The sequence below is a fragment of the Paenibacillus sp. SZ31 genome (assembly GCF_012912005.1).
In the GTDB taxonomy this organism is placed as follows: Bacteria; Bacillota; Bacilli; order Paenibacillales; family Paenibacillaceae; genus Paenibacillus.
Window position 1 is genome coordinate 79,448 of the sequence record NZ_JABBEA010000016.1, and the last position, 16,966, is coordinate 96,413.

Here is a 16,966-nt window from a genome sequence, read left to right on the forward strand (position 1 = left end):
GTTGATAGGTGAAAGGATTATATCGTTCATCAGATGAGAATAATCATATTAAACCGAAGGAGCAACCATATGTCCATTCAACCGACTGCTTTACGTTCAGTGCTTAACCCCAGGTACCTGGAGTCTGCATTGAGTAATCAATATGACATTGGAACATGGGAAGAATGTTTGTTTTGGCTTAGAGGATTGAATGATACCTACCGGGTTCGCACGTCTACTGGCATGTATATTCTCCGTATCTACCGCACTGAAATTGCGGAGGCAGATGTTCAGTACGAACTATCGCTGTTGTCTCAACTGAAGAACGTTCTAGCTTCTGCGGAACACACCGACATCGGAGAATACATCGAGAAGAAAGATCATACGGGATATACGGTGTTGGAGGCTGCGGAAGGCAAGCGGGTTGCTGTGATGTTTCGGTATATTGAGGGGACAGAGAACAATCTTGAGGATGAAGAGTCCTGTTACGCTTTTGGTCAATCTGCCGCTGAATTGCATAAGGTATTGGATCAGGTGACCGTGGAGCTGCCACGATATGAGCTGGATCTGAAGTTCCTTATTGATGAGCCGCTTGAGGGAATCATCCACTACATCGGTGAGAACAATGAAGCAGCAGCATTTCTTCAAACGTTTGCAAGAACATTAAAAGAGCGCATTGTTGCCGTCTCGAATCAAGGTCTTGACTTCGGCTTGTGTCATGGCGATATGCATGGGAATAATAATGCTTTTCAACAGGATCATCAGTTTATCCATTATGACTTCGAGTGGGCAGCCAAAGGCTGGCGTGCCTATGATTTAGCTCAAGTGAAAGTTCGAAAAAGACAGTCTGATGAGCGAAAAGCAGCATTATGGGATGCGCTAATGGCAGGATATCGTTCAGTCAGAAGTTTCTCTGCCGAAGATGAACAGGCGGTTGATCTCTTTATTATCACTCGCCGATTCTGGGTGATGGGTCTGGATGTTGCTTTTATTGAGAGTGATATGGGTGCGCTGGACTATGGTTCGGATTGGCTGGATAGTTTCGTGGAAGAGTTCCGGGATACGGGTATTGTATCGTAGTGAATGAGGAACATTATTTTAGGTTTAGGCTTGAATGCTTTAAGCCCCTTCCGAGTGAACTTGAACTCGGGAGGGGCTTTTTCAACTTATCTGAAGGTAACATGGTCACGTTTAGCTCGACGATGATGAAGAAGCGGCAGCAGCCGATGCTGCGGCAGCTGCGGTCAAGGCGGCCTGCTGGGCGATAATAATATTCGTGATACTGGTTGAGATCGCTGTCGTAAGCACACCGTTTCGCAGATTCTCCACATGTTGAATGGCTATCAACGCAGAGGAGAACAGGAGCAACTCCTGTTTGTCAATCGACCAAGCACCGAACCCTTTTTGATTCCGTAACCAGTCATTTGTTTCCGCGACTTCATCCACTAATAAGTCTCTGTCAGAAGGCAGTAGGGAAAGGATACCGAGAGAGGGCAGTGTGTATGTTTTATCCATTCGAAGATCCCTTTTGCGAAAAGCTTCATTTAACGCAATCACACGAGCACTTGCTTCCGGGGTATCATCTCCAAGAACGAGTATCTGTGTTAACGCCTGCACACTGTTTCTGGAGGAGAACTCCGGCTTTAATTTACCATAATGTTGTTCCATGCGTGCCACACCGGTATCCACTTCGAGATCGGAGAGGGCTAACATGGCAGCGAAAATGTAGTCATCCTGTCCAGTAAGGAAGCGATGCTCTGCTTTCATGCCGTCATAAAATGATTTGGCCCGCTCGACCGTAGGTTGAAACTGATCAGGCGATACCTGAGTAGCGATCTGATAGGCGGCAATAACCAGATAATCCGAGGTGCGAAATTTGATCTCTTTCATGAGGTCATAGACATGTAGGGTATCTGCCAGCTTCGTGTTCTCATCCGTTGTAAGGGAGAGCATGGTAGCAATACTAATAGCCGAATTACCTCTGAATGCAGAGAAGAGTTTCGTGTTTTGCTTGATCAACTCTTGGTTTTGGCGAATGGCTTCTGCATCAACAACTTTATTCTCCGCTGCATAGAGAAAGGCAGCCAGACGGTGAATCATCCCATGTTGCCATTTGAACGACTTCTTGATGATCTGAGTGTTGGAAACGAATAATTCAACTCGTTCTGCATGATGCTGCTGCATAAGTAGACCTCCATAGTCATTGTTAGTTTATAGAATTCTATTTCATGATTAGATTACCTTCACGCTGCAACATCAGCTCTTCCAACGCCTTGAAGCTGCTGGATTCAGGGTCTACCTCACTGCCAGACAATCGTACTTTCTTTAAGTTAGACAGATTCAATAGCAGACTTGGATCGGAGAACGATGTTTTACATAAATCCAATATCTCCAGGCCGGTTAGGGTAGAAATGAAATCCTACGACTTGGGTTTAAGCTTGGTCACATCAAGGTTTTTCAATGTTTGCATATCCGCCAGATGATGCAGATCCTTCACTTTGGTTTTCTCTGCATAAAGTACTCTTAGGTTGGGACAGACGCCCATTCCCTGAAAACTTTCCACTGCTGAGCCTCTAAGTCGTATTTCTTCGATACCTTGATGCTCATGGAAGGGGCTTAAATTGGTTACAGGGGCAAAGTTGGCATCTAATATCTTTAAATGATGCAACTGGGCTACATATGATATATCGGCCAGTTTTTTGGCCGCAATCAAGTGGATTTCTTCTACATCAGGAACGGCTTTGAACGAATCCAGTGATTGGAATTGGCAGGTCTGAGAACCTAGCAAAACCTTGCGTACACTGGAGACAGGCGCGAAGTCAGGTATGAATTCAACGTCACTAAACGGCAGGGTGATATGCTCTACGTGATCCGGGAGAACGCTTTGGCTCTCGTAATTATGTTTGGAGAAACTGACGTTTTGCAATGAATACAATACAAAGAAGATAACAGATGATCAGGTAAGTTCTGCTCCACGTTGAATAGCTGCAATGATTTCAGATTTTTCATCTGCGATATGACTTCTATGTTTTTCTTGATCTTCGTTTTGCTGGAGAAGGCCAGGGGTGCCACTTCCACAGATAAGAGATTTAACGAACCATTTACACGAGAACGTAGAGGACAGAAAGAACCTGAAGAAGCGGAGCTAAAAGCTTTCTGTAAGAAAGCTACTTCGGAAGCATACACTGCACCTTTATTACCAGATTATCACCTATGAAAATTTAATTCAGAATAATCTGGGGGATAACAGCGATCGGAAGGTTGTTCTGTCATCGGAGTGGCAAGTGTAAATATTTTTTAGTTCAATCTATTATTGCAAAGAAGTGTATCAATATAAAAAAAGACCGCAATTAGCGGTCGTAGGTTAGATTGATCGGTGATCTATGTTTGATCTAATTGAAAGAAATCGTGTAGGCTACGTTAGGGTATGCCGTTGTCGAACCTGGAACACGTTCTACTACAGTGATCAGCGTGCCCGGGCTATAGTAGGCTGAACCGCTGTTATAAATGGTTTTGTTTACGATGGCTGTACCCAGATCAAGTGTCGTATTATTATAGCTCCAGTAATAATGCAGTTGAAGGGCATTAGCTGTGTTTGTCGTAATTTTCACGCTGGTACCGGTCGTTTTGGCGTTAGGAAGAATGTAGGCGTACCCTTGTCCGGCCGAGAGCGCATTGTAATAGGTACCTCCGTAACTTACAATGGCGGGATTAGCGGAAGCCGTTAGGCTAAACAGAAGGGAGATGCCTAGAATAAGTGCAAAAAATGTGCTAATGCGTTTTTTCATAGAATGCCCATCCTCTCAAAATAAAGTGTTTTTATAGTTTAACTCGATGTAAACCAAAAACCTTTTCGAAACGGATTGGAGCCCCTCCTTATTCAGTTTATGTTAGCGCTAAGATTCTTAACGGCTATACTATATACCAATAAAATACAGATGTAAATAGTGGATCAGATTAGATGATTAGGAATATTAAATGAATTAAAGCGATTATTCCCATAGGGTAGATCAATGATCTGGAAAATCCATTTTTAAATTCATTGCGAGGGTGCTTTTCGAAAAAGAAGTGCAATACGGTATGTATGATGAAAAAGATATCCAGGACCCAAAATGTAATGGTTTGATACGAGCTAAAAAGTAGAGAAAGAATGATCGTGTACATGGGTAAATGAATCCAAGTGAAATATCTGTAGGCTTTATCATCTTCCATATCTTTCAACACGATAAACAGTTTCCACTCGGATCGCCTAATGGCATCCATTTCGTGAAGCAGGAAGAGAGATAGGTTAAACAAAAATAAAACTAACAACAAGTCAGGCATGTGAAGCCTCCCATTTTTGAATGTAATCACAAGTAGGTTAATTCTTCATTACAGATCTACGTAACAGTTCTGGCAAAGCATGTAGCACTTGCATTCGTTCCAGCGCACCATCCATATTCCAGTGCTGCCCTACGTGATACACTTTGCCGTTACACACCGCAGGAAGATCACGCCAATAGGGGCTTTCCATCCAACTCATGTCGCGCTCATAAGAAGTAGGGTCAGTGACATCCCCATCTCGAGTTGCAGAAATCATAAAAATACAATTCCCTACATAACGCTCAAAATCACTTTCCGCGATCTCAATAAAAGCCTCGCCTTGCTCTATTAGTGTCGCTACTTCATGAGGAGGTCTGAATCCATTGGCATGGTACAGTGTGTTTGTGAGACCTTGAGAGGCCATGACATAGAGTTTGCCATCATTACTGTCGACAAGAACTGTGGCAGTTTCACCGGGTACGAATGCGTCTTTGCATACATTCCACATATATTCGGCGATAGCGTCATAGCGGATCAGCCAACGTTCCGCTTCTTTTTCTTTGCCGAAAATTTGGCCCAAGGTCCGCAAGCGGCTTTCCAATGTTTGCTCACGATCCAACACAATGGTTGGAGCAATGGTATTCATCTCATCCAGAGAGATGCCATAGTAGTTGGCGACGAGAATAAGGTCGGGCTTCAGCTTTCGAATCTCCTCAGGCTTGGGGGGGAAGCTGATTTCGGTTGTGTTTTGCATTGGAGCGGTATCGATGAATTGGCCTAATAGACTCTTGGGACTACCGACTGGGAACAAATCGAGGGCCATCAAGTCACTTGCGGTATTACGATCCAGATATACAATACGTGATTTGTCCTTGGGGAGTTGCAACAACCTTCCTGTAGAGTCACGGAAAAGAATGTCCTTGTCCGTGTGGCTTTGCTTATACATCGCTGCATACTCTCTAGGAGGCAACCCGGTCTTCTGACGAAAACGTCTGACAAAGTAATAATGATCATTGAATCCAACTTGATGGGCGATGGACTCAATGGTTTCTTCGGTCTGCAAAAGCAATTCCTTGGCTCGATTCAAACGAATCTCGGTTAGATATTCAATCGGAGTTTTGTCTGTCAGTGAGCGAAACAGCTCATTGTATTGCCATAAGGAAACCCCGGATATATCGGATAGTTCCTGCACTTTAATTTTCTCGGCGTAGTGTTCCTGCAAATAGATAAGGGTGCGTTTAACGGCATCTCTGGTATTTTCCAAAGAGGGAGCTTTCGTATTCTGTTCAGAGAGAGACAGCATCAGCATATGGAACATGGGTTGATAGGCATTGCTTTCTGCTTTGTTGATATAGGGGCGTTGACGAATCATATCCTGAATAATGGTGTGCACGCTGGAATAGGAACGATCGGATCGCAACGTACTTTCATCAAAGGCAGGACTTGTGTCGAACCAGACGGACGAAGTCTGAACGTTGATTACATGAAAAGAAAACATATAGACAGCGAACGGCTCATGATCCTGCCTGGTTAGTACAATGTTGCCTCCGGGTCGAATATAAAAACACTGTTCTTCAATGGCAGTAAGCGTCTCTTCCCCCAGATCCAACCTGAAGTTTCCCGAAATGACAATGAGGAGACGATGCTCTTGCGAAGGCAGTATGTTGACGGGTTCCTCCATAAAATCAATCTCGCTAAGCGAGTAGACTTCATGTTCCTGATCGGTATGTAATAGAAGCTTCATGCCACAATCCCCTTACTAATTGATAACAATTCTCATGGAATAGCATAGTGTAAATACTCTCTATTTTCAACCAATTGATAAGCGAGATAGAACATAACTTGGTGTTACATCTGCTAAGTATTGTCTGAAAAGCCCTAGAATTGTCCATTGATGCGTCTATGCTGGATCGTTACTATAGGTAGAAGATAGTGATAATGATTATCATTAAAACAGAGCGAATGGGGAGAACGTCATGTATACTGTTAAACGATGGGGATGGTCTATTGGTGCGGTTCTGGTGCTGAGTATCGGGCTAAGTGCATGTAGTAGCAATGAAGGTGCGTCGGTAAATGAGGGAACAACGCAGCAGACAGCCGTAAAAGAAACGGAAGCCGCTGCGGAGAAACCGGAAACCAAAGAGTACGTGGACTATCTGGGACGTAAGGTAGAGATACCAACTGATCCGCAGAGGATCGTCTATTATGATAATAAAACCTTCGGGGACATGCTGGTACTTGGAGCAGATGCAGTCGGTCAGGATAGCCGATTCGAATCAATATATCAGGATCAAGTCAAGGACATTGAAGATCTTGGTGCGCCGTTGAATCTGGAAAAGCTGGTTGAGCTTGAGCCAGATCTGATCATCACAGGTCTTCACGCTCAAGGGGAGGAGTTGGATCAGATTGCGAAAGTGGCGCCAACGGTCGGAATCGATGTAGATGCTCCATTGGAGCAGCGCCTGCCTATACTTGGTCTTCTGGTGAATAGGGAGGCAGAGGCACAGCAGTGGCTGGAAGATTATGATGCGAAATCGGAGCAAGCCTGGAATGCGTTCAAACAGAGTGCGAACATCGGTCCGGATGAGACGGCAACGATATTTTTAAACACAAATCGTACGCTGTATGTTATGACGACAGGGCTAGCTGCCGATTTATACTCACCTTATGGACTGGATATACCGAATGAGGTGAAAAAGGTAACGATTGATGAAGAAATGCCATGGGCTCAAATATCACTTGAGAGTCTGCCATCATTTTCCGGGGATCACGTATTCCTGATGGCAGCTGGGGCAGGGGAAGATTCCGCTGAGAATGACGAACTGATGAAGTCAGCGATATGGAAGGACCTTCCTGCGGTTAAGAACGGTCATGTGTATGTGGTGGAGCAAAAGTGGAATAAACGTGATGCCTACACGATGCATGAATTTTTGAATGAACTGCCTGCCATGATGAAGCAGCAATAGTTCGGTAATAAGTAGTAGAGTTGAGAGAGCCTCCTGTTGAAGGGGGTTCTTTTTGTATTTTTTGTACTATCGTTCTACTCCACACTTTGAAATGGGCTCAGCTTGTACAATCAGACTTCACCTTATCTGACTGCCATATTCATTAAGCGGTTATCCTATACCTATATGTGTAGTGAATCCGTTTCCTCACATTCCTTGTTGTATTTCTGCGGCACATCTCGTACAATTTGGTGGAGTAATTCTGCATTGCGTTAATGTGAATGTGAAAATTAAAGATTACATCAGGAAGCTGTACACAAGAAAAGGGGAGAATCGTTTGGAATCAAAGCAACTATCTAGAGGGCTAAAGCCCCGCCATGTAGAGCTGATTGCACTCGGAGGTACAATCGGCGTTGGTTTGTTCATGGGATCGGCGAGTACGATCAAATGGGCAGGGCCATCCGTGTTGCTGGCCTATTTACTGGCCGGTATCGTTATCTTTTTTGTCATGCGTATTATGGGTGAAATGTTGATTCAGGAGCCGGTAACCGGTTCGTTTGCTACATTTGCTCACAAATATATTAGTCCGCTTGCCGGATTCCTGACCGCCTGGAGCTACTGGTTCCTATGGGTTACGGTGGGTATGGCGGAAGTTACGGCGATTGGTATCTATGTCGGGTATTGGTTCCCGGATATTCCACAGTGGCTGCCTGCACTTGCTGGGGTGCTCATCATTGCGGCGGCAAATCTGGCGGCCGTGAAGTTCTATGGGGAATTTGAATTCTGGTTTGCGATGATCAAAGTGACGGCTATTGTTGCGATGATCGTGATCGGAACAGGACTCATTTTCTTCGGCTGGGGGAATGGGGGTCAGGCCATTGGTCTGTCGAATCTGTTCAGTCATGGTGGCTTCTTCCCTGGAGGCATCAAAGGTTTCCTCTTCGCGCTGTGTATCGTAACGGCTGCATATCAGGGGGTAGAGATGGTCGGTATTACAGCAGGCGAAGCGGAGAATCCGAAATATACCTTGCGTAAAGCGATCAAAAATATCGTGTGGCGTATTCTTATTTTCTACGTCGGCGCCATATTCGTAATCGTAACCCTGTATCCTTGGAACGAGGTAGGAGAGACGGGAAGCCCGTTTGTGCTCACCTTTGCCAAAGTCGGCATTGTGGCTGCAGCGGGAATCATTAACTTTGTGGTACTCACGGCGGCCATGTCGGGATGTAACAGCGGGATCTACAGTGCGGGACGTATGCTGTATACGCTGGCTGAGAATGGGCAGGCACCTGCCTTTTTCAAAAAGCTGTCCAAAGGCGGAGTTCCCCGCAACAGTATCGTCATTACGATCTCCTTGCTGCTGATTGGGGTTGTGCTGAACTACCTGATGCCGGACTCCAAGCTGTTCCTGTACATCTACAGTGCAAGTGTTCTACCGGGTATGGTTCCATGGTTCGCGCTGGCGTTCAGCCAGTTCCGATTCAGAAAGCGTTGGGGCAACGAGATGGCAGATCATAACTTCAAGTCCAAATGGTTCCCGATCAGCAATTACATTATTATTGTGTATCTGATTCTCGTCATCATCGGTATGGCGTTTAACCCGGATACGCGCTTACCTCTGATTGTTGGAGCTACGTTCATGGCCATCGTGGTGGCTGGATATTTCGCATTTGGCATCGGAAAAAGACAACGGGTAGATGGCGGGGAAGATCGCTAGTCTAATATTCAAAAATCAACTTATATCGTAATATCATACATGCATTCCTTGAAACGATTGGAGAACCTGCGGGTGATTCAGCGTCATTCAGGGAGTGCATTTTTTTTCGCAAAATTCATGCTTGAATCTCCTGTAACTGGAGGTTTTAAGATAGGAGGCAGACAAGGGGGCATACGTTTTATGAGGACAGTAGAATGGATTTATCTTATTTTTAACCTGCTTATGTTCGTGGGGGTAATCGGAATCGGGAGACAGAGTCAACATTTTCGGAAAATGGTATGGAGTGGATTCGCCATATCGGGTGTGCTGTTGATCATCCATGGTGTGGTCGAAGGACTTCGTTGGCCGATGATTCCAGCGTATCTGCTCACGTTGGTTCCACTGGTTGTGTTATTTACAAAGGCAAGACGCCAGCAACAGTCAGGTGCAACCTCGCTGAACAGTAAACGTTCCGAGACGTCATCTTCCACATCCACTGTGGCGGGGAAATTCGGACGTGTTCGAATCATCGCAACGTCTCTCATGGTGGTGGTATACGCTGTTGTGAGCATTGGCTTACCGCTGCTCTTCCCAGTGTTTACGTTTGCCAAGCCAGCAGGTCCTTATGGAATCGGAACGGTATCCTACGACTGGACAGATAACAGCCGGGACGAACTTCTGACGAGTAACGCCGGAGAGAAACGGGAGCTGATGGTGCAGATCTGGTACCCAACGAATCCAGACGCAGAGGGCGCAACAGCCCCTTATGTTAATAAGCCGGAGATCTACGGGCCAGCCTTCAATGAAGTGCTGAAACTGCCAAAGCTTTTATTTTCCAGTCTGAGTCAGGTCAAAACGCATGCGATTCAGGAAGCTCAGTTATCTGATGCCGAAGCCACGTATCCTGTTGTTCTTTTCTCCCATGGTCTGCATGGTTATGAAAATCAGAATACGTTCCAGGTCGAGCAGCTGGTGAGTCAAGGTTACATTGTTGTGGGCATTAATCACACGTATAGCAGTCTGGTATCCGTATTCCCGGATGGACGTGTGGCGCAATTTGAATCCGAAGGAAAAGAAGGCTTTGAGCAGCTGCAGTTCAGTTACATGGACAAGTTGAATGAGACATGGGTGAAGGATGCACAGTTTGTACTGGATGAGGTAGAGAAGTTGGCTGAGGGGGACCCGAGTGGGCGCTTTACTGGACATATGGATCTGGACAAGATCGGCATGTTTGGGCATTCATTCGGCGGAGCAACGACAGTGCAGATGTTAATGGATGATCCACGTGTGAAAGCAGGCATGAATATGGATGGCGTATTGTTTGGCGAGAAGCGTATCCCTGCTGAAGGCGTGGGCAAGCCGTTCCTGATGATGAGTGCATACTCAACCGTTGCAGGCACAAGTGTCATGAGTGACGAGGAAATTGCTGCGATGGGCACGACCCGTCCGGAAGCCGAGAAATATTATGAGGAAGTGTACGAGCGCTATGAGCCGGTAACCGCAGGAGGGAACTTCTGGATGGAGCTGACCAACACCAAACATCTGAGTTTCTCCGACCTCTACCTGATCTCTCCACTGCTCGAATGGACGCAGGGTGTAGATGCGCGCGGGACGCAACATTTGGTCAACGATACAACGATTGATTTCTTCAACCACTACTTGAAAGGGCAACCACTCCATATGGACAAGGAAGTGGGAGAACATGAATCCTATTCATTGAAAAAAGGCTAAACGTAAAAATGGAAGGAGACTGAAATTCAGTCTTCTTCCATTTGTTTTAAACGTAACCGCATGCCCTCCTGCAACAGGTTAATGCCATCTACAATCTGGCTCCATTCGGGATTGATCACCTTGCACAGCTTGTTAAAACGCAAAATACGATCGGTCACGGAGTCCAGCATATATCGGGCCTGTTTACTAAAAAATACTTCAGGTGTTTCAGCATGCTCAGCACTGGCGTACATCAACACAAAGTCCCACACCATGCTTTGCACAGCAGGGCTGTCGATAGCCCACCGTTTGTCCAGCGCTTCGGTAGTGCGAATGCGAATAGCCTCCATTTTTTTCACCCAGACGTCCGCTTCGACTTGTGGCTGATTTGCCATAATGAAGAACGGAACCTCCAACCTAGCCAGATCAGCCCAATAGGCCGGATCATTGATCAGCTCCTGAATTTCCTTCCAGGCCAGTGTTTGTTGAGCCGTCAGTTTCGTATCTTTCATCATGTATTTATCGAAAAAGTGTAGAAACGACACTCTCCAATCCTGCGGAATGCTGTCCAGCAGATGAGATTCATCCACCTTGGCAGCAACGAATTGTTTTCGGCTGCTTGCATTGGCCGTTAGCGATTCTACCAGACTAGAGATATACGTGAGAGACTGTTCCGAGTGCAGTGAAGTGTCTTCTTCATGCTGCTTCGCTTGCTGCAAAACGGAGAGCATGGAATTCATCGTGCCGATCTGGGTTTCCAAGGCTTCAATCTGCAGATCTAACGCCTGTGCTACCGCCAGTTCACCCGACATGAGTTTTCGAATATCCGGTATGCTGAAATTCAAATAACGTAGTGTTGTAATGAGTTCGAGTTGCCACAGGTCTTGCGTTGTATAGAGTCGATGCCCGCCTTCCGTATGACTGGAGGGTTGTAACAGTTCAATCTCATCATAATAACGGATCGTTTTCACCGTGGAGCCGATCAGTTTGGCTGCTTCACCGATGGAATAGGGTTCTTTGTTTGCATTCAACGAGATCACCTCATGTTCTATTATACAATCTCCTGTTAGAGGAGATTCAATGTTAGACAGCTGTCAGAGAATTCGGGCGGGCTTAGTTTAAATTTCACCCATCTCGGTTACAAAGGAAAGAGTGCAACATTTATGAAAACAACTTCTGTGATCACAGTGATCACTGTAAATAACCGAGGAGGAATTGAACATGGCTAATCAAGACCAGCACACCATGCAAGATCCAACGACACAATATCCGAAGGCTACACCGGAGTGGAAACAGCAACAGGATGAGCCGGGGCTCCAGCGTGAGATGACTCCTGTTCCCGATGCGGGTGAGAAAAGTTATAAAGGCAGCGGACGTTTAACGGGACGCAAAGCGGTTGTGACAGGAGCTGACAGTGGAATTGGCCGGGCGGCAGCGATTGCGTTTGCCCGTGAAGGTGCAGATGTCGTTCTGGCTTATTTGCCGGAAGAGGAAGCAGATGCACAGGAAGTCGTGAAGCTGATTGAGGAAGCTGGGCGCAAAGCGATTACGAAGCCAGGTGACCTGAAGGATGAGAAATACTGCGAGGAACTTATTGAATCTGCGGTAAAAGAGCTTGGCGGGATTGATATCCTCGCTAACGTGGCAGGTAAGCAACAGTTTGTGGAGCAGATTGCAGATCTGACCACCGAGCAATTCGATGCGACGTTCAAAACGAATGTCTATTCCATGTTCTGGCTCTGCAAAGCAGCGGTAAAACACATGAAACCGGGTAGCTCCATTATCAACACATCATCGATTCAAGCGTACAAACCTTCGCCAATCCTGCTGGATTATGCGACAACGAAGGCTTCAATTAATACGTTCAGCAAAGCGCTGGCCCAACAAGTGGGTAGCAAAGGGATTCGTGTCAACGTTGTTGCACCAGGCCCGGTATGGACTCCGCTTCAGGTCGTGGGTGGACAGCCAATTGAGAAGCTCGCTGATTTTGGCTCCAACACACCGCTTGGTCGAGCAGGACAACCTGCCGAGATGGCTCCGGCATTTGTGTTCCTGGCAAGCCAGGAATCCAGCTATGTAAGCGGCGAGACACTGAATGCGAATGGCGGTACGGTTAGTCCGTAAACGTTGGATGAAAAGGTCAGTGATCATATTTAATAAAGAACACCATTCCCGATGAAGGTGAATGGTGTTCTTTATTTTTATAGATTTATTCCTTGGGATCATTGTTATCTGTAATGTAGGTCGTATAAAGAGGTGTTGGTTCTAATATCCTTTGCTAATTTAAGTCCTGTAGAACAATAGAACAGTTGTAATTCCATAGCCGGGGGACCATGTTAAAATACAAGAGTTACTACATATTTATATATAAGCGGAACATTTGAATAGACTGGGGTGGCGTATGACAGCAGAACAGATTGTCAGAACCTTTTTTGAAGAAGTAAGATCAGGCCGAAACCCTGATTATGCAAGTAGCGTGATGGCGGAACAGGTACTGGCCCATCAAGTGATATCTGAAGAAGAGGTCACGGTGATTCGAACCCCTTCCGATTATGCGGATCATGTGCGAGAAATGATTGAAGCTTACGGGGAGTTTTCGCTCGAAATTCTGGAGTTGCTGACGCAAGGCGACAAAGTCTATGTGCGCTGGAGACAAACGGGTACCCATGTTGGCGAAGTGGACGGATACAGCCCAACCAACCTGCCAGTGATTGAAATTGCGAGTGCGGTATACCGAGTGGAAAACGAACGAATTGCAGCGTATTGGATACAGATCGACAGGTTGGGCATCGAAAAACAATTGGAACGTAATCGGGGCTGAGTTTCTCAGCTCTTTTTTTAGTTTTCAATTCTTTGTAAGCGTTCTCGTGTTATAATGAACAAAGTTGTATACAAGTATGTAAAACGTTTTCTGTCTTATGACTCCAACATCTGAAAGTGAGGTTCAGTGATGATTAAAGCAACGGAAGATAATCAATATGTTGAACTGACAAGCCCGACAAGCTTACCGAAGGCATCCGGATTCCTTTGGAATGAAAAGATGATGATTCATGTGAATTGCCGGGGGTACGCGGTGGCCCAATTCATGCAGCCCGAACCTGCCAAATATTCGTATGCGCCCAACCTGGAAGCGAAGACGTTTATGCAACCGGAGCAGCCGTACTATGCCCACCATCCGGGACGGTTTGTCTACATTAAAGATGAAGTAAGTGGCGAAATCTTCTCCGCCCCGTATGAACCGGTCCGCAAGCAGGCGGATAGCTATACGTTCGCTGTCGGTAAACACGATATTCATTGGAAAGTCGTCCAAGACGACATTTGCATCGAGATGTCCCTGCGTCTGCCGAAGGAAGATGTCGTGGAGCTGTGGCGTGTGAAGGTAACCAATCTGTCTTCGAGAAAACGCAAGCTGAGTATCTACCCGTATTATACGGTCGGCTATATGTCATGGATGAACCAATCCGGTTCATATGTGGAAGATTTGCAGGGCATTGTCTGTTCGGCGATTACGCCGTATCAGAAATATCAGGATTATAGCAAAATCAAAAACTATAGTGACAAGACCTATCTGCTTGCAGATCACCAGCCGACCGCGTGGGAAGTAAATCATGAGAGCTTTGAAGGCGAAGGCGGACTTCATAATCCTTCCGCCCTTCAGTCGGAGACACTCGCAGGTGGAGATGCACGGTACGAGACACCTGTAGCTGTATTGCAATATAGAGTCGAACTGGAAGCGGGAGCGGAGCAGGCGTATCGATTCATCTTTGGCCCGGCTCATGATGAGACAGAGATTGAAGGCATTCGTCAGCATTATTTTGTGAAGCAGAATGAGGAAGGACAGGATGGTTTCACCGCAGCCGAGCAGGAGTATGCCGGTTATATTGCGGAAGGGCAAGGGAACATCCAGATTGAGACACCGGACAGCTGGCTAGATAATGTCGTGAATCACTGGCTACCTCGCCAGATGTACTATCATGGCAAAACCAATCGTCTGACAACCGATCCGCAGACGCGGAATTATTTGCAGGACAACATGGGTATGAGTTATATTCAGCCGCAGATTGCGCGGGCTGCGTTCTTGACCGCTTTGTCTCAACAGCATATAAGCGGTGCGATGCCAGACGGCATTATTTTGCACCCGGACGCAGAACTGAAATATATTAACCAGGTTCCTCATACCGACCACTGTATCTGGCTTCCGGTCTGTATGAAGACCTATTTGGATGAAACAAATGACTATAGCATTTTGGAGGAACAGGTTGCTTTTACAGACAGTGAACAGAAGGTTACCGTACTGGAACATATGAATCTTGCGATGCGTTGGTTGATCTATGAGCGGGATGCGCGTGGGTTGAACTATATCAATCAGGGTGACTGGTGTGATCCGATGAACATGGTGGGATACAAAGGCAAAGGCGTATCCGGCTGGCTGACCATTGCAACGGCATATGCATTTAATGTGTGGGCAGACATTGGTGAACAGGCGGGGCATGCCGAGGTTGCAGAGGAATTCCGTCTGGAAGCCAATCAGACCAATGCGGTAGCGAATGAGTATCTGTGGGATGGGAACTGGTATGCGCGCGGAATTACGGATGATAACGTTGTGTTTGGTGTAAGCAAAGACGTGGAAGGACGCATCTACATCAATCCTCAGAGCTGGGCACTTATGAGCGGTGCTGCGGATCAGGAGAAACAGGAGAGGTTAATCCGGGCCGTAGAGGAGCAATTGGAGACCCCGTATGGTGTCGAGAAGCTCGCGCCGTCCTTCACCGCCATGCGGGAGGATGTAGGTCGTGTCACGCAGAAACATCCGGGAAGTGCGGAGAACGGAGCCGTGTACAATCACGCGGCGGCTTTCTATATTTATGCGTTGTATCTGGTGGGAGAGAAGGAGAAGGCGTATCGTCTGCTGCGTAAAATGATTCCTGGCCCCGATGCCGAGGATATTCTCCAGCGGGGTCAGCTACCCGTATTTATCCCGAATTATTATCGCGGAGCTTATCATCAATTCCCACGTACAGCCGGGCGCTCCAGTCATCTGTTCAACACTGGCACAGTGCCTTGGGTGTATCGTTGTCTGATCGACGGATTGTTTGGCTTGCAGGGTCACGCAGAAGGGCTTCAAGTTCGTCCGCAGTTGCCAGAAGATTGGAACGAGGCATCGGTTACGCGTTTGTTCCGCGGGGCTGAGCTGCATGTGAACATGAAGAAGGATGCATCTGTCCAGGCGATTGAAGTGCATGTTGACGGTCAACGAATTGCAGGCGACATCATCAAGAACATACAAGCCGGCGTGAAATATGAGGTGCTGGTGAAGCTGCCATTGTAGAAAGAGTGCGGAGTAGCTGATAATCGGTGTGAAGAGTTTTAACAATAATGAAGACAAACTAAAAACTGCCTTTCCTTTATAGAAGGAGGCAGTTTTTGGTTTCAGCATGGTCAGGACTCATTCCATTCTTTGACTCTGTACCAATAGCTATAAATCTCCGAATAACCCAGCTTGGCGTAAAGCTTCAAGGCAGGTGCATTATTTGCAACCACTTGCAGGTAACTGGACGTAGCGCCCTGTTTTTTTGCCCAATGCAGGAGGTGCAGGATCATCTGTTCAGCAAGTCCCCGATTCCAGAAGTTTGCGTCTGTAATGATGTCATACAATCCGATATAGCCACGCTCGATTACACCGAACCCACACGCGACGACTTGCCCGTCGATCAACAGCGAGATGAAACCTACCTGTGTGCGGATATTGTTCAACATTAGTTCGGTCGTTTCCCGTTGCAGATCATTCACCTGATTCAGTCGGCAAAAGTGATCCAGCCACGCTATGGTCAACTGTTCGTCAATCTGTACAGCTTGGTGCACAGGTTCTTTGATATCATCCAGACTCCGAGTCTGGATACGAGTCAGATCGACAACACCATACCCTTTGTCTTGCAAAAGCTGGTCGAGATGATCCGGTTGAATAAACGGTGTGATCTTGAATATGGTACTTAACTGATTAGAAGCATAGATGCGCTCACATTCCTCGATCTTTTCATGCACATCCAGAGTGGAGTAGTGGATCGGTTGAACGGAGTTGGCACGTTTGGTATATCCTTTGGCAAAACGCAGTACCCAGCCGTCATACAGTAAGGTGGACAAGGGCTGCCAGTGGTTAAGCGATAGTTCTTCAATGGTTTTGTATTCTGTATCCGTAGTATGCGTCATATCTAACCTCCGATTTCACGATTAAATAATAATACATAATAATGTATAAAAATACAATCCGAACATATATATCTTCGAACAGTATGCATTATGGTCGGAGATGGTATACAATTTGATTTGATTGAAT

At 46.4% G+C, this 16,966-nt stretch carries 15 protein-coding genes; 7 read left to right on the forward strand and 8 right to left on the reverse strand.

Annotated elements, in window-relative coordinates; genetic code table 11:
• Nucleotides 1-69 precede the first annotated feature (69 nt).
• Nucleotides 70-1,059 carry a phosphotransferase enzyme family protein gene (locus HF638_RS23510; RefSeq protein WP_169482366.1) on the forward strand — a complete coding sequence of 330 codons (990 nt, stop codon included), beginning with the start codon at nt 70-72 and terminating at the stop codon, nt 1,057-1,059.
• A gap of 111 nt (nt 1,060-1,170) precedes the next feature.
• Here the strand turns inward: HF638_RS23510 and HF638_RS23515 are convergent, their stop codons facing one another.
• From HF638_RS23515 to HF638_RS23535, 6 genes are all read right to left on the reverse strand, one after another.
• Complete coding sequence (locus HF638_RS23515; RefSeq protein WP_169482368.1) at nt 1,171-2,163, reverse strand: DUF4003 family protein; 993 nt, start codon at nt 2,161-2,163, stop codon at nt 1,171-1,173.
• 37 nt (nt 2,164-2,200) lie between these two features.
• Nucleotides 2,201-2,365, reverse strand: coding sequence for a hypothetical protein (locus tag HF638_RS23520; protein ID WP_169482370.1), 165 nt, complete (start codon nt 2,363-2,365; stop codon nt 2,201-2,203).
• Nucleotides 2,366-2,398: 33 nt separating this feature from the next.
• Nucleotides 2,399-2,692, reverse strand: a complete 294-nt coding sequence (locus tag HF638_RS23525) for a leucine-rich repeat domain-containing protein (RefSeq protein WP_169482371.1) — start codon at nt 2,690-2,692, stop codon at nt 2,399-2,401.
• Nucleotides 2,693-3,371: 679 nt separating this feature from the next.
• On the reverse strand, nt 3,372-3,767 hold the full coding sequence (locus HF638_RS23530; RefSeq protein ID WP_169482373.1) for a hypothetical protein: 396 nt from the start codon (nt 3,765-3,767) through the stop codon (nt 3,372-3,374).
• 169 nt (nt 3,768-3,936) lie between these two features.
• Nucleotides 3,937-4,302 carry a DUF6713 family protein gene (locus tag HF638_RS28935; protein ID WP_340400551.1) on the reverse strand — a complete coding sequence of 122 codons (366 nt, stop codon included), beginning with the start codon at nt 4,300-4,302 and terminating at the stop codon, nt 3,937-3,939.
• A gap of 37 nt (nt 4,303-4,339) precedes the next feature.
• Nucleotides 4,340-6,025 carry an AraC family transcriptional regulator gene (locus HF638_RS23535; RefSeq protein ID WP_169482375.1) on the reverse strand — a complete coding sequence of 562 codons (1,686 nt, stop codon included), beginning with the start codon at nt 6,023-6,025 and terminating at the stop codon, nt 4,340-4,342.
• A gap of 232 nt (nt 6,026-6,257) precedes the next feature.
• Here HF638_RS23535 and HF638_RS23540 point away from each other — a divergent pair, with 232 nt between their 5' ends.
• The 3 genes from HF638_RS23540 to HF638_RS23550 all read left to right on the forward strand — a co-directional run bounded on the left by HF638_RS23540 (nt 6,258) and on the right by HF638_RS23550 (nt 10,653).
• Nucleotides 6,258-7,247 carry an ABC transporter substrate-binding protein gene (locus tag HF638_RS23540; RefSeq protein WP_169482377.1) on the forward strand — a complete coding sequence of 330 codons (990 nt, stop codon included), beginning with the start codon at nt 6,258-6,260 and terminating at the stop codon, nt 7,245-7,247.
• Between the two features lie 316 nt (nt 7,248-7,563).
• The gene (locus HF638_RS23545) at nt 7,564-8,943 is read left to right on the forward strand and encodes an amino acid permease (protein WP_169482379.1); all 1,380 of its coding nucleotides are present in this window, start codon (nt 7,564-7,566) and stop codon (nt 8,941-8,943) included.
• A gap of 180 nt (nt 8,944-9,123) precedes the next feature.
• The gene (locus tag HF638_RS23550; protein WP_169482381.1) at nt 9,124-10,653 is read left to right on the forward strand and encodes an alpha/beta hydrolase family protein; all 1,530 of its coding nucleotides are present in this window, start codon (nt 9,124-9,126) and stop codon (nt 10,651-10,653) included.
• Nucleotides 10,654-10,679: 26 nt separating this feature from the next.
• On the opposite strand, the gene HF638_RS23555 is transcribed toward HF638_RS23550, so the two are convergent.
• Nucleotides 10,680-11,663 (reverse strand): MerR family transcriptional regulator, encoded by a 984-nt coding sequence (locus HF638_RS23555; protein WP_169482382.1) that lies wholly within the window; start codon nt 11,661-11,663, stop codon nt 10,680-10,682.
• A 190-nt stretch (nt 11,664-11,853) separates the two neighbouring features.
• Here HF638_RS23555 and HF638_RS23560 point away from each other — a divergent pair, with 190 nt between their 5' ends.
• The 3 genes from HF638_RS23560 (at nt 11,854) to HF638_RS23570 (ending at nt 15,961) form a co-directional block, all read left to right on the forward strand.
• Entirely contained in the window at nt 11,854-12,756 is a 903-nt protein-coding gene (locus HF638_RS23560; RefSeq protein WP_062836304.1) for an SDR family oxidoreductase, read from the forward strand.
• A gap of 277 nt (nt 12,757-13,033) precedes the next feature.
• Nucleotides 13,034-13,453, forward strand: a complete 420-nt coding sequence (locus HF638_RS23565; RefSeq protein ID WP_169482384.1) for an ester cyclase — start codon at nt 13,034-13,036, stop codon at nt 13,451-13,453.
• A 129-nt stretch (nt 13,454-13,582) separates the two neighbouring features.
• On the forward strand, nt 13,583-15,961 hold the full coding sequence (locus tag HF638_RS23570; RefSeq protein ID WP_169482385.1) for a GH36-type glycosyl hydrolase domain-containing protein: 2,379 nt from the start codon (nt 13,583-13,585) through the stop codon (nt 15,959-15,961).
• Nucleotides 15,962-16,071: 110 nt separating this feature from the next.
• Here the strand turns inward: HF638_RS23570 and HF638_RS23575 are convergent, their stop codons facing one another.
• On the reverse strand, nt 16,072-16,839 hold the full coding sequence (locus HF638_RS23575) for a GNAT family N-acetyltransferase (protein ID WP_169482387.1): 768 nt from the start codon (nt 16,837-16,839) through the stop codon (nt 16,072-16,074).
• Nucleotides 16,840-16,966: the final 127 nt, after the last annotated feature.